The organism is Parcubacteria group bacterium, assembly GCA_041660065.1.
In the GTDB taxonomy this organism is placed as follows: Bacteria; Patescibacteriota; Minisyncoccia; order Moranbacterales.
In genome coordinates this window covers 25,757-39,085 of record JBAZXC010000004.1, presented here as the reverse complement: position 1 = coordinate 39,085, position 13,329 = coordinate 25,757, and the positions used below count along the sequence as shown (strand labels likewise).

Sequence of the window (13,329 nt, the reverse complement as noted above, 5' to 3'; positions counted from 1 at the left end):
CTTCTTTTTTTACAAATCATACAAAACCATTTATACTACACATTATGTATTGGATCAGTGTACGCATCTTTATCTATATCATCATCTGTGCTGGCATGTGGTATGGCGGGCAGTTTTACAGCGCGCGCGAAATGCTCAACACGCTCAAAGCACCCCCCTCCGGGGCAATTTTTGTCGACCAAAGCATCGCAACCGGCACCCACCCTGCAACAGCATATTTCGACCGCTATGATGCGCTCACACACAAATTATTATCCCTTGCCCACCTTGCTGATTTTTCTGATAAACACACTGGCACGATTACATTCCCTTTCACAACGATCACAGACGCTCTCACGAATGCACGAGAAAATAACATCCGTACAGTGATCGTCGCTCCTGGTACATATACAGAAAGCATTGTCATTCCTGAGAACACCACCCTCTACGGGCAAAACGATGTGATAGTTACCTATGATCGCCTCTTTGAAAAAAACATCATTCACACCAATGACCATGCAACATTGATCAATATGACAATTTCTGGAGGAATGAACGGTGTAAGCGTCCCCTATAACACATACACCACACTTCTAAACGTCACGATATCCGATGCGGAAGATTTTGGTGTCGTGATGGGTCAAAAAGATCGCCCGACAAACGCAGAATTAGCAAAACAACCCGTCGTATATGAGATTCTAAATTTATCAGAAGAAGAAATATCACAAATACCCCTTCTCAAAATCAAAAATTGCACCATCAAAAAAAGTGATAAGCAGGGACTCTATCTCTTTGATGGTCGGGTTCTTATTGAAAATTCACGCATCACCGAAAACGGCGAGGAAGGCATTGACCTCCATCCCCATATGAAGGTGACAATCATAAATACCGAATCCTCATCTAACCTTGAGGGGGGTATCGAAACAGAGATTTATGATAATATCATCACGATTGACAATAGCGTATTCAAGGATAATTTTAAAAGCGGGGTTGCCTTCATTACATCGTCTGGCATCGGGGACATTACCATAACAAACTCTCAAATAACCAACAACCAAGCATACGGGATGCGTTGCGCAATACATCTCAAAAAACCACCGAGACCCAGACCATTTTTTCAGAATATGATAACAGAAAAAAATAATGTATACGAGGGAAACATTCTTTCAAAACATGCCCCTGAGTGTTTTACATTCTAGAGACTTTCCTGATACATCATATCGTAATAGTAATCTACATCTTGCACCCACTTGGCAGTGCTCATACTGCTGTGATTCTGACAACTGAACCCACACTTCCACACGATCATCTTTTGTGGCGTATTATATTTTTTGGCGATCAAATCTTTGATTCGAGCAGACACGACCATCACAGCCTCACGCGGTGAGTCAAAACACGTGTGACCACCACTACCCATACGCATTCTCTTTTGACGAAAACCCCAATAGTTATAACAATCCTGTCCATGCAATTTCGGCGCACGTTTGCCCCACGCGCTTTCCTTTTTTGCGATCGCAACAAGAAATGCCGCCACTTGCGGATCTTCTTGTGCAATGTATGGCGCCATTGCCTCCATCGGATAGCCACGCATCATGTTGGTAGTTTTTTGCAAAATATACGGATTTGGCTGATTAAAAATGATTTGTTGTCTGTTGATCTGATCCAATCTGTTATTGATCGCATGAATCGTCACAATGACACCAAAAACACACCCATACATAAAAAACGACAGGGCAACGATCACATAGTTCCATGCGATATGTTTTTGCCATTTTTCCTTTATTTTATTGATTTTTTTGGCTTTTTGTGTCATATTTTTTTGGTTGTGGAGAAAAAGAAAAAAGCGAGCACCACCCGCTTCCGATCAATCTTATATTCTCTTGCTCTTAATTATAGCACAAAAATCGACGAAATACAATAGACGTATCTGTAACTATTCACTTTTTTTCAACTACTCTAAAATTATCTAACAAAACACATATCTTTGTGCGCGTCCGCCCTTTGGCGGAAGGAATGCAGTGTCAACGGAATGACGAGGCCTGCCTGCCGGTAGGCAGGCAATCTCACTTAGACATGTTGTTTTTCGTGCAGTGATCGAGATTGCTTCGTCGCTACACTTCGTTCCGCTCCTCGCAAAGACGAACTAAAAAGTTCACTATACTTTATATCTCAAAAAAAGATGAGTAGTTACACATATCTGAATTACTTCCTCAAAAAACTAATCAAAAAAAGTTGGAGGTGCATCAACTATTATAGTCGATGCACCTCATGTGAAAACTTCTTTGCTCTGATTATGGAGCATTGTGTTGGGACGAGTTAAGCCGCTCCAATTAGCTTAACCTCCCGGTTGGATATCAATACATACTTCCGGTAAAGATGTCAGCGATGTCATGTGGTGATCTCCGAGGCAATGGTAGTGACCTGCGCTTTTTTCGTACCGACGGTAGTGGTGGTCTCGATCGTATCTGTCTGAGCCGTTACCGCTGAACCCTTCAACTGATTGGCTTGAAAAAAATTGGGCGAACAACCATAAAACCGCTCCATGTGTTACCTCCTTGTTAAGGATGTATGTGATTTTGCCTTCACTTTTTCTGGAACATCCAGAACGTGATCAGCGACAAAACATATTTCCATTTTATTAAAGATGTGTTTTGCTGTCAAGTAAAAAGATCAAAACCAAAAAAATCCACAAAACAACCCATCACAACCCCAACAATTCATCTACAACACATATTACCACGCACTAGAGCGTGGTAATATGTGATCACAGCATTGCAAAAAAACGTTACATAATCTTACGGCCGTAAGATTATGTAACGTTTTATTTACGCGAGAATTTAATGAGAAGTTTATTATCGTAACTTCCGCAATTCTTTGATCTCATCGCGGATCATTGCCGCTTCTTCAAAATTCAACCCTGTAGCCGCTTTGCGCATGTCCGCTTCACGTTGTTTGAGATAGCCTTCGATATTTTCGATGCGTGCAAGCGTGATGAATTCTTTGGCTTCTTTGATCTGCGTCTCATCATGCTTTATGATTGATGCAATGGTCTTTTGAATTGTTTGCGGTGTGATATTGTGCTCTTTGTTATACGCCAACTGGATCACACGGCGACGCTCCGTCTCATCAATCGCGCGCTTTAGTGATCCGGTAATTTTATCCGCATAGAGGATCACACGTCCGCCCACATTGCGTGCCGCACGCCCGATCGTCTGGATCAGCGATACTTCCGAGCGGAGAAATCCCTCTTTGTCCGCATCGAGGATCGCCACAAGGGATACCTCCGGCAAATCCAATCCTTCGCGCAAGAGATTGACACCCACCAACACATCAAAAACACCACGACGCAATTCTTCGAGAATCGTGATGCGATCCAATGTGTCCACGTCAGAGTGAAGATACTTCGCCTTGATCTCATTTTCTTCCAAATATTCTGAGAGATCCTCCGCCTGTTTTTTGGTAAGTGTTGTGATAAGCACTCGCTCTTTCTTTGCAATCACTTTTGCAATCTCTCCGATCACGTTCTTTACTTGCCCGCTAGTTGGTCGGATCACAAGTTCCGGATCAATGAGACCTGTCGGGCGGATGATCTGCTCCACAATCTGCGTGCTTTTCTCCTTTTCATATTGCGCCGGTGTCGCTGAGACAAAGATCGTCTGTCCCATGCGCGATTGAAATTCATCAAAATTAAGTGGGCGATTATCCAACGCGCTCGGCAAACGAAATCCGAAATTCACGAGGTTTTGTTTGCGCGCACGGTCACCTGTGGACATCCCACTGATCTGCGGCACTGTCACATGGGATTCATCGATCACGAGGAGATAATCCTTGGGGAAATAATCAACAAGCGTATACGGCGCTTCTCCTACTTTGCGCTGTGTCAGATACAATGAATAATTTTCGATTCCGTTGCAATACCCAAGCTCACGCATCATCTCCAAATCTTGCCGCGTGCGCATTTCCAAACGCTGTGCTTCGAGGAATTTATTTTCTTTTTGAAAAATTGCCAATTGTTTTGCGAGATCGCTTTCGATCTGCTCCAATGATTCTTTGAGTACCGGCTCCGGCACAACAAAGTGTTTTGCCGGATAGATGATCACCTGGTCCATATCTGTCCGCCGTTCACCACTCACAATGTCCAATTCCATGATCGCCGCAACACGCGATCCGCGAAGCACGATGCGAATAATCGCTTCGCGCCCTGCCGGCACGATATCGATCGTCGGACCGGTTGCTCGAAACCGCGACCTCTGCAAAATGTCATTGCGTTCATAGTGTTGATCAATCAATTTTGCCATCAATACTTCCCGATCGATCGTGTCTCCCACGTTAACTGTGATCATGCTGTCACGATAAAATTCCGGCGAACCCAAGCCATAAATGCATGACACGCTCGCCACGATGATCACATCCCTACGCGTAAGGAGTGCAGCGGTTGCCGCATGACGGAGTCGATCAATTTCCTCATTGATCTCCACCTCTTTATCGATATATGTGTCTGACGCATGGACATATGCTTCCGGTTGATAATAATCGTAATACGATACAAAATATTCTACCGCATTGGTCGGAAAAAACGTGCGAAATTCTTGCACGAGTTGCGCCGCAAGCGTCTTATTGTGCGCAATCACCAATGTCGGTTTTTGCACTTTTTCGATCACATTGGCTACAGTAAATGTCTTACCGGATCCCGTCACGCCCAGCAGCGTCTGTGCCTTGTCGCCGCGCACAATACCATCCGTCAACGCAGTAATCGCTGTCGGTTGATCACCTGTCGGTTCAAATTGTTTGTGAAGTATAAATTCTTGCATATGCCCCATTGTGGCATAATTGCATGAAAATTTCAATATTTTGCAGTCTTTTTTAATATTCTTCTCCTGATCAAGTCTGGGATTATTTTATTTCTAATAATAGGTGATAATTTTTCATTATCAATATCACTCTCCCCAACCCAATGCAAGGCGCCAATTTCTGTTGATGCAATTGGCGTACCAATAAGCCTGCCCGCGTATAGTCTGATCATCACATCGCGATTTAAACCAGATGCTGCAACATCACTGTATTCCCCAATGATTTTAATACTATCTATATCAATATCACAGCCCAACTCTTCTCTGATTTCTGCCTTGAGACATTCTTCAACAGTTTCTTCCACAAACTGACCACCTGGCATCAAATATTGCGATACAGATTTGTCCTTATACAACAAACCTGGCTCGCAGACCAAAAAACTCGTTCGTTCTGCATTTAATACAAGTAGCCCAATTTTATTATAGTATGCCATTTTATTAAAAATTCATATATTTTTTCTCCGTTTTCAGATAGGATCAATAGTCAAAAATATGCACAAATCTTCATAGATTTATTGTGGCATATTTACGCATGAAATTCAATAATACAAAAAACAAAAACACTCACAAGTGGTGTGAATGTTTTTGTGGTTTTACATTGTGTCCAAAATTACCGCATGTTGTGCATACCGCTCCCGTCTCCCATGCCATTCCCCTGTCCGTTTCCAGATCCATCGTGCATGCCACAACCGCTTCCATCGCTATTCATGCAACCTCCATCCATCTTTCCGCCCGTCTGTCGTTCCATGGAAATGATTGCATCATAATCAGTCTGAGAAATATATTGCGGTGTATATGTTGTACCATTTTTCTCAAGATTTTTTACAAATGATTGTAAATGTCGTTGTGATCCATTCTTGAGATTTTCATATACATATTTGATATCAGCATTATCCGTTGCGGCAATCAGATCTTGGAGATCTTTGATATCCAAGTCTTCAACCGTTGCGCCAACATTCAAAGCATCTACCAGCGATACGTTTCCTTTTGCAATGAGATCATTGTATAGCTTTTGCAATTCCGGTGATGTAAAAACACCGGTTGCACCATCTGTGATCGGATCAGTCAATGCATACCGATCGATCAATTGCTTGACTTCATCCATGTGTGTTTGCTCACTGGATGTGATATTGAGAAATATCTTTTGTCCCCATTTGGCACCAAGTGTCGTGTAAACATCGCGCGCGAGCTTTTCCTCTTCACGCATTTTGATAATTCCCGCCTTTTCATCATCATTGAGATCCCCCTTTGCGATCGTGTCAATATTCATCATATGCTCTCCTTGCCCCATAACACCCCTACGATCCATTGATCGTATATTGTTTTGCATATCACCGCGCCGTTGCGCAGTATCGCCATATGAGACTTCTCCATTTTGATCTTTAGGATGAAATGGCAACGCACACCCTGATAAAAAGAACACTCCCCCAATAACTGCGATTGTCGCAACTATACTTTTTTTATGATTTGTCATAAACCCGTTCTCAAAAAAATTATTACCTCCGTGCTTGATGATACGTATGCGCATCGCATTTCTTTCACATATATGTCACATTCCGCTTTATGACAAACATACGTTATAATTGAAATATGTCTCATATAAACAAGATCAAGATTGCCCTCATATTGGGCGCATGCCAGTTTTGGCTCACCAGCTTTGTGTTATATCTCAACACGAGAGGATTTGATGCTGAATATGCCTATTTTTTACTTGGTCTCTATTCAATCGCGATCGTCATTTTTGAATATCCTACAGGCGTGATCGGGGACTTCTTTTCGCATAAAATATCACTATCACTTGGCTTTGGTCTACTGACGTTGTCATTGATTCTTATTTCATTTGCCGGCTCTGTGTACTATTACGGATTTATTCTCATATTATCTGCTCTCGGATCTTCCCTCATTTCCGGCAGTGACACAGCACTTCTCCACACAGCGTCTATCAACTTCAAAGCGGATCTTTCTCACGTAAAGTTTTATTCTCTTCTCATGTCAGTTACTGCAATCACAATTGGAGGATTTCTCTCTGCTATGGATTTGCGTTATCCTCTCTACGCCAGCGCATTATCTTTTTTTGTCGCAGGAGCTATATTATCTTTTGCTCCCAACTATAGAAGTGAGAGAATTGCCGGAAATATCTTTGCCACTTCTGCTGAAGGATTCAGGCATGTTGTCACGAACAAGGAGCTTCTTGCCCTCATTAAAGCATCCTCTCTTTTGGGAGCTTTTTTCATCAGTTTAAAATGGTTTTATAATCCGCTTTTTCTCGAGTTAAAAATACCTCTTAATTATTGGGGGGTAATCATTGCCGTAGCAGGATTACTCATCGCTGGCGGCGTATGGATCTTCAAAAAATTCCCCGAAAAAAATATTGTGATTATTTTCATCGCCGTGACTATATCCATTTTTTTCATCGGGTCGACCAACATTGTTGCCTTGCCAATTCTCGCTATTTTTATCAATCAAGCCCTCCGTGGCTACATTGATACGCAACTCGATATCAAAATCCATCATGCAATCCAAAAATCCGTACGAGCAAGCGTCATGTCTCTCAAGAGTCTCCTCGTGAGACTAGGTTCCTCTTTTATGATCTTTCTCTTTGGTATCATTCTCGCAAAAAGTTCCTTTTTTATTTTGATGTCTGCTTTTGCCATCGGCATTTTTGTCTTGGGCATTCATCCTATATTAAAAATAAGGAGCTACAAAGAGGTGGTTGCCAAATCAACTAACTCGTGCTAGACTGCGTTTACAACTAGAAAAGTCCATTGTATTCCGCCACGCACCTATTTTTGCGAAAATCATTGCAATATCGTTCAACTGGAGACGAAGTCGCTCCGCTCACGAATGATACGCATGTGATAAACGATCGTTGAAATAGGTGCGTGGATAGGATGCAAACCACTTCCATTCATGGAAAGCGTTTAATTGGCTTTTGTTGTTGAATGGATTTTTTGATTGTTGAAATCAAAGATCAATCCGCCTTGGGCGGATATTGTTCAATTAATTATTATTAACAATACATATCATGGAATATGAATTGATGTTCCTCATCGCAGAGTCAAAGAAACCGGAATTTGACCGCATCAAAGGTGAGATCCGCGCAATTGTGGAAAAATCAGGTGGTACATGGACCGGTAACGCTCTCGAGTTTGATCGCAAACTCTCATACGAGATCAAACACAACTGGCGCGGTACATATTTTGTCCAACGCTTCACAATGCCGGGTAAAGACGAATGTGAAGAAACCGGTGTAACAACAGAGGGTGCAGTCGCAGAGATCACACGCCAACTCAATCTCAATCAGGAGATCTTGCGTTATCTCATCGTCAATGCAAAAGAACTTCCACCACTCGCTGACTTTGCAAAACAATTTGACAAAGCGCAACGAGAAGACAAAAAGCAACTCAAAGAAACAGGTGAAAAGATCGACGAGAAACTTGAAGAGGCTCTCAATATCTAAATAATCTAATTTTACACATCATGACATCATGTGGTCATGATCATTAATACCAAAATTATGAACGTCAACAAAGCCATCATCGTCGGACGCCTCGTCCGTGATCCGGAAATGCGCACAACACAAAGCGGACAAACAGTCGCAAATCTCTCTGTTGCGACCTCTACACAATGGAAAGATCAGGGCGGACAAAAACAAGAGAAGACAGAATTTCACAATGTCGTTGCATGGGGAAAGCAAGCTGAAGTGATTGGACAATACTTTACCAAAGGACAAGAGATCTATGTTGAAGGCCGCCTTGAGACACGTAACTGGGATGATAAAGACAGTGGCAAAAAAATGTATAAGACAGAGATCGTCTTGGAAAAATTTGAGTTCGGAGCAAAACCGGCCGGTAGCGGAAGTCAAAGTAGCTATAGTGGCGGATCACAAAACCGTGCTCCCGTTTCTTCTCAAAAACCAAACCCAAAAAAGATGACGAGATCCCCACGATCAACCTTGATGACGAACAAGACGAGATCAAAATCGAAGATGTCCCATTTTAGTGGAAAGTTGAGAGTAAAAAGTTTATAAAGTAACATGCGCAAATAACTGTACGACTTTATAACTTTAAAAACTTTTAACTTTAAAAACTTTATTCCGCCAAAGGCGGATCAGCCGTTGGCTGAAACTTTATAACTTTAAAACTACTTTATATGGCAAAACGCAAAATTCGTATCGGTGATAAGACCTACGACACACTCGACTACAAAGACAGTATTTTCCTCCGTCGATTTCTCAATTCACAAGCAAAGATCTATCCTCCAAAAAGATATAATGTTGATGCATATTCCCAGCGCCAAATCGCACGCGCTGTAAAGTGTGCGCGGCACATGGCACTTCTCCCATTCACGGTCAACTAGTAAAAAGTCGAGAGATAAAAGTTTATACCTGCATGCGTGTGCAAAAGCACTGCTGACAGGTATAAACTTTTTGTTCACTTTCGGCGCGACAAGACTTACAAACTAAAAAACTAAATCTTATGTTAAACATCAGCGATATCAAAGTCGGCAAAAGAATCGTTTTGGACAATGCGCCCTACGTCGTCGTGACAAGCGAACATTCCAAAATGGGACGTGCCGGCGCCGTGCTTCGCACAAAGCTCAAAAATCTCATGAACGGTGCTGTCATGGACAAGACATTTCAAGGTGCTGACAAAGTCAAAGAGGCTGACATCACCAAATCAAAAGCCCAGTATCTCTATGTTGATAGCGACCAGTATTATTTCATGGACAACGATACGTATGATCAATTTCCTCTCAACAAAAGCGTGATCGGTGACGCGCCATATTATCTCACCGAAGGATTGGAAGTCACCATGCTCAATTTTAACGGCAATCCGATCAATATCGAACTTCCGGTCAAAGTCACACTCACTGTCACGGAAGCACCTCCCGGACTCAAGGGTGATACACAATCCGGTGGAGATAAACTTGTGACAGTGGAAACTGGCGCGCAAGTTACCACGCCACTCTTTATCGAAACAGGCGACCGCATCATCATCAACACAGACCGCGGCGACTACGTCGGCAAATCCCAAGAATAAAAATTTTAAAAACAGCATCTATCACAGATGTTGTTTTTGTTTTTTAGAAAATTAGATGAAGTGTTTAGATCAATTATTCCAATATTTCCTACTTACAATCATTTGTCATTCCCGTGAAGCTTGTCCTCGAGAAATCGGGGAACGGGAATCCAGAAGTATTCTATATGCGACAAGTGGATGCTATTAGATTCCCGTTTTCACGGGAATGACAGAGGTTTTTAGACTCGCGGACAATTGTGTTGACAAAATATACAAAATACGTACATAATAGAATATTATATATAGACATTTTGTTATAATTTTCATGAAAAAAGCACATTCCTCTATTACAAATAAACTTACCCTGCACGCACGCAAAAGCATCTCTCATGCAGAAAAAATTGCAAGCGCGCATGATGCGACGGAAGTTCGTCCTGAACATCTTTTGTATGGCGTATTTCTTGAGCGTGGCAGTGTCGGCGCGACCATTCTCTCCAACATCGGCTTGAACAAAGAGATCTTTGAAAAGGAGATCTTTGCGCAAAAATTAACGCCAAAAAAAATCCTCTCAAAAGTGCGCTCATCCCACGCTCTCAAAAAGATTATCACGGACGCGCATGCCCTTGCCGCAGAGTTTGGCTATGTCTATGTTGGCACGGAACATTTGATCTACGCACTTCTGAATACAAAATATCCTGCCGTGCAAACGATCCTCAACAAAGCAAAGCCCAAAAAGAATCCCAACCAAAATCCCTACACGATCAATCAGAATGCCGGACTTTTTGGTATTGAAAATCTCGCCGCATTGATGAATGGAGAACGCGATACCAACACGGAGTCCGCCTTGGAACACTTCTGTACAAATATTGCCGACCAACAACCGGAACCATTTGTCGGTCGACGATCTGATATTGAACGTATTGTCACAATTCTCGGACGTCGCATTAAAAACAATCCCCTCATCATCGGCGAGCCCGGCATTGGAAAAACGGCAATAATTGAACACATCGCACATCTCGCCAAAAGCCCTGATGCACCACACTATCTTTATGGAAAAGAAATTATCACTCTTGACCTTACACTTCTCGTTGCCGGCACAAGTTTTCGCGGTGAATTTGAACAACGTCTCAAAAGCATTATCACAGAAGCACAAGAAAATGAGAACATCATTTTGTTCATCGATGAAATTCACACTATTATCGGCACAGGTAACACTGGTGGCAGTCTTGATGCGGCAAATATTTTAAAGCCGGCACTTTCACGTGGCAATATCCGCATCATTGGCGCCACCACTCTCGGTGAATACAAAAAGCATATTGAAAAAGATCCTGCCCTTGTACGCCGTTTTCAGAAAGTGATCCTCACCGAACCGACAGCGCGCGATGCAAAAACGATTTTACACGGCATCAAACAGACCTACGAGAAACATCACGGCGTGCAAGTGCCTGATGAAACGATTGACGCAATCGTGCAATTCAGCGATCGTTACCTACCGGAACAATTCTTTCCGGATAAAGCGATCGATCTCCTCGATGAAACTGCTGCACGTCTGTGCACATCACGCAAAAAAAATGACATCCAAAAACAAGTGATTTCTTTGGAAAACGATCTGAAAGAAATTTCCGCACAAAAATCCACATTTGTCCATGCAGAAAAATATGACGATGCTTCCAAGATGCGAGAGGTGGAAGATGCTCTCACACAAGAGATCAAAGACACGCGTGCACTTCTCAAAGATCGCGCGATCAAAGATCAGCCCCTCATGACCATCGACGATGTCGCTCATACGATCGCGGTTAATACAGGCATCCCAAAAAACAAGCTCCTCCAACATGCAGACGCACACATTATTACCGCGCAAAAAAAATTATCACAGACCATCATTGGACAAGATCATGCAATCAAAAAAATTGCCGATACTTTGATCCGATCTGCAAGCGGTTTAAGCAATCCCAATCGTCCCCACGGGTCATTTCTTTTTCTCGGATCCACAGGTACCGGCAAAACTTTTACGGCACAAACGCTTGCCACAGAACTTTATGACGCACGATCCCTCATCCGTGTTGATATGAGCGAACTCATGGAACGCCACCACACATCCAAGCTTCTCGGCGCTCCCGCCGGATATATTGGGTATGGTGAAGGTGGCACACTGACAGAAAAAGTGCGTCGAAATCCACATAGTGTCGTTCTCTTTGACGAGATTGAAAAAGCACATCCCGATGTGTTCAATATCCTTTTGCAAATATTGGAAGATGGTACACTGACAGATGCAAGCGGACGTGTGATCAATTTCAAAAATACGATCATCATCCTTACATCCAATGCCGGTAGTACATCTCTCACTCGTGAAAAAAAGCTTGGTTTTGATAAATCGACACACGCATCACATGCTATTTTGTCGCAAAAGATCCTAGAATCGACAAAAGATATTCTCCCACCGGAATTGTTGTCACGATTGGATCATATCATCGTATTTCATCAATTATCACAAAAAGAACTGCAAAAGATCACACGTATTGCATTTGGACATCTCGCAGATCGTCTCAAAAAACGTTCCATCACTCTTTCTGTGAAGCCACATGTTATTGCACATATTGCCGAGCAAGCATACACAAAAAATGACGGCGCACGCGGTATACGTCAAATTATTCAAGAAGAGATCGAGAGCATGATCGCACACCATGTGATCACGCACCCCCGTGTGAAAAAAATAATCCTCGATTACACCAATGATACGATCACTTTGTCATAAAACTTATGCCATGCTTTTCCTCACCTGGAAAGCATTTCTCGATTCACTTTTCCCCATCCAATGTTTGCGATGCAAAACTTTTGACCACTGGATTTGCACGCAGTGTCATAGCACACTGCCTATCATCGTTGAGCAACATTGTCCTCTATGCAAAAAAAACGTCACCGCCAATGGTGATGTATGTTTTGCATGTATGGAGAAGCATAATCCGCCCTACGACGGTGTTTTTGTCGCATCATATTTCAAAGATCCCTTGGTGCGTAAAATGATCCACTATTTCAAATATCGTTTTGTAAAAGACCTTTCTCACCCTCTTGCACTTCTTATGGCGCAAGCTCTCCACAATTCACACTTCCCCGCACCTGATCTGATCATCCCCATTCCACTTCATGCACGACGTTTACGCTGGCGAGGATTCAATCAGGCAGAAGAAATTGCACGATCCTTGGACTTACACATCCCTCTCAATACTGATATACTGAAACGTATACGCTACACACATCCCCAAGTGACCATGCGTGACAAAGAAAGTCGTGAAGATAATGTTCATAATGCATTTGCCGTACATGACCCATCACTCATTCGCGGAAAAAATATCCTTCTCGTTGACGACATCATGACCACTGGCGCAACAATCACCGCATGTGCCACAGTTCTCAAAAATTCCGGTGCTGGAAATATTTATGCTATAGTAATTGCAAGAGAATAAGAAATTGACTACAAA

The 13,329-nt window shown here is 42.6% G+C and carries 13 protein-coding genes; 8 read left to right on the top strand and 5 right to left on the bottom strand.

What is annotated here, in order from left to right; genetic code table 11:
• Positions 1 to 44: 44 nt before the first annotated feature.
• On the top strand, positions 45 to 1,178 hold the full coding sequence (locus WC819_04770; protein ID MFA5986630.1) for a right-handed parallel beta-helix repeat-containing protein: 1,134 nt from the start codon (positions 45 to 47) through the stop codon (positions 1,176 to 1,178).
• Here the strand turns inward: WC819_04770 and WC819_04765 are convergent.
• The 5 genes from WC819_04765 to WC819_04745 all read right to left on the bottom strand — a co-directional run bounded on the left by WC819_04765 (position 1,175) and on the right by WC819_04745 (position 6,303).
• The gene (locus WC819_04765) at positions 1,175 to 1,792 is read right to left on the bottom strand and encodes a hypothetical protein (protein ID MFA5986629.1); all 618 of its coding nucleotides are present in this window, start codon (positions 1,790 to 1,792) and stop codon (positions 1,175 to 1,177) included. The two genes, WC819_04770 and WC819_04765, sit on opposite strands and share 4 nt — an antisense overlap.
• Positions 1,793 to 2,367: 575 nt before the next feature.
• Positions 2,368 to 2,523 (bottom strand): hypothetical protein, encoded by a 156-nt coding sequence (locus tag WC819_04760; GenBank protein ID MFA5986628.1) that lies wholly within the window; start codon positions 2,521 to 2,523, stop codon positions 2,368 to 2,370.
• A gap of 308 nt (positions 2,524 to 2,831) precedes the next feature.
• Entirely contained in the window at positions 2,832 to 4,790 is a 1,959-nt protein-coding gene (uvrB, locus tag WC819_04755; GenBank protein MFA5986627.1) for an excinuclease ABC subunit UvrB, read from the bottom strand.
• Between the two features lie 32 nt (positions 4,791 to 4,822).
• On the bottom strand, positions 4,823 to 5,263 hold the full coding sequence (locus WC819_04750; GenBank protein MFA5986626.1) for an NUDIX hydrolase: 441 nt from the start codon (positions 5,261 to 5,263) through the stop codon (positions 4,823 to 4,825).
• A gap of 176 nt (positions 5,264 to 5,439) precedes the next feature.
• Positions 5,440 to 6,303 carry a DUF2202 domain-containing protein gene (locus tag WC819_04745; protein ID MFA5986625.1) on the bottom strand — a complete coding sequence of 288 codons (864 nt, stop codon included), beginning with the start codon at positions 6,301 to 6,303 and terminating at the stop codon, positions 5,440 to 5,442.
• Between the two features lie 116 nt (positions 6,304 to 6,419).
• Between WC819_04745 and WC819_04740 the strand changes: the two genes are divergently transcribed.
• From WC819_04740 to WC819_04710, 7 genes are all read left to right on the top strand, one after another.
• A complete protein-coding gene (locus tag WC819_04740) occupies positions 6,420 to 7,568 on the top strand; it encodes an MFS transporter (GenBank protein ID MFA5986624.1) in 1,149 nt (382 codons plus the stop codon).
• A 286-nt stretch (positions 7,569 to 7,854) separates the two neighbouring features.
• Entirely contained in the window at positions 7,855 to 8,289 is a 435-nt protein-coding gene (locus tag WC819_04735; protein ID MFA5986623.1) for a 30S ribosomal protein S6, read from the top strand.
• 57 nt (positions 8,290 to 8,346) lie between these two features.
• Positions 8,347 to 8,859: a single-stranded DNA-binding protein gene (gene ssb / locus WC819_04730; protein MFA5986622.1), complete on the top strand. Its 513-nt coding sequence runs from the start codon at positions 8,347 to 8,349 to the stop codon at positions 8,857 to 8,859.
• Between the two features lie 122 nt (positions 8,860 to 8,981).
• Positions 8,982 to 9,188, top strand: a complete 207-nt coding sequence (gene rpsR, locus WC819_04725; protein ID MFA5986621.1) for a 30S ribosomal protein S18 — start codon at positions 8,982 to 8,984, stop codon at positions 9,186 to 9,188.
• A gap of 119 nt (positions 9,189 to 9,307) precedes the next feature.
• On the top strand, positions 9,308 to 9,871 hold the full coding sequence (efp, locus tag WC819_04720) for an elongation factor P (protein MFA5986620.1): 564 nt from the start codon (positions 9,308 to 9,310) through the stop codon (positions 9,869 to 9,871).
• Positions 9,872 to 10,175: 304 nt separating this feature from the next.
• A complete protein-coding gene (locus tag WC819_04715; GenBank protein ID MFA5986619.1) occupies positions 10,176 to 12,605 on the top strand; it encodes an ATP-dependent Clp protease ATP-binding subunit in 2,430 nt (809 codons plus the stop codon).
• A gap of 193 nt (positions 12,606 to 12,798) precedes the next feature.
• Positions 12,799 to 13,314, top strand: a complete 516-nt coding sequence (locus tag WC819_04710) for a ComF family protein (GenBank protein ID MFA5986618.1) — start codon at positions 12,799 to 12,801, stop codon at positions 13,312 to 13,314.
• Positions 13,315 to 13,329 lie beyond the last annotated feature (15 nt).

What these genes read in the sequence shown, in the direction of transcription:
- ssb (MFA5986622.1), top strand. Translation starts at nt 8,347, where the DNA reads ATGAACGTCAACAAAGCCATCATCGTCGGACGCCTCGTCCGTGATCCG.
- WC819_04745 (MFA5986625.1), bottom strand. Translation starts at nt 6,303, where the DNA reads ATGACAAATCATAAAAAAAGTATAGTTGCGACAATCGCAGTTATTGGG.
- WC819_04735 (MFA5986623.1), top strand. Translation starts at nt 7,855, where the DNA reads ATGGAATATGAATTGATGTTCCTCATCGCAGAGTCAAAGAAACCGGAA.
- WC819_04770 (MFA5986630.1), top strand. Translation starts at nt 45, where the DNA reads ATGTATTGGATCAGTGTACGCATCTTTATCTATATCATCATCTGTGCT.
- WC819_04740 (MFA5986624.1), top strand. Translation starts at nt 6,420, where the DNA reads ATGTCTCATATAAACAAGATCAAGATTGCCCTCATATTGGGCGCATGC.
- WC819_04710 (MFA5986618.1), top strand. Translation starts at nt 12,799, where the DNA reads ATGGAGAAGCATAATCCGCCCTACGACGGTGTTTTTGTCGCATCATAT.
- efp (MFA5986620.1), top strand. Translation starts at nt 9,308, where the DNA reads ATGTTAAACATCAGCGATATCAAAGTCGGCAAAAGAATCGTTTTGGAC.
- WC819_04765 (MFA5986629.1), bottom strand. Translation starts at nt 1,792, where the DNA reads ATGACACAAAAAGCCAAAAAAATCAATAAAATAAAGGAAAAATGGCAA.
- WC819_04715 (MFA5986619.1), top strand. Translation starts at nt 10,176, where the DNA reads ATGAAAAAAGCACATTCCTCTATTACAAATAAACTTACCCTGCACGCA.
- WC819_04760 (MFA5986628.1), bottom strand. Translation starts at nt 2,523, where the DNA reads ATGGAGCGGTTTTATGGTTGTTCGCCCAATTTTTTTCAAGCCAATCAG.
- uvrB (MFA5986627.1), bottom strand. Translation starts at nt 4,790, where the DNA reads ATGCAAGAATTTATACTTCACAAACAATTTGAACCGACAGGTGATCAA.
- rpsR (MFA5986621.1), top strand. Translation starts at nt 8,982, where the DNA reads ATGGCAAAACGCAAAATTCGTATCGGTGATAAGACCTACGACACACTC.
- WC819_04750 (MFA5986626.1), bottom strand. Translation starts at nt 5,263, where the DNA reads ATGGCATACTATAATAAAATTGGGCTACTTGTATTAAATGCAGAACGA.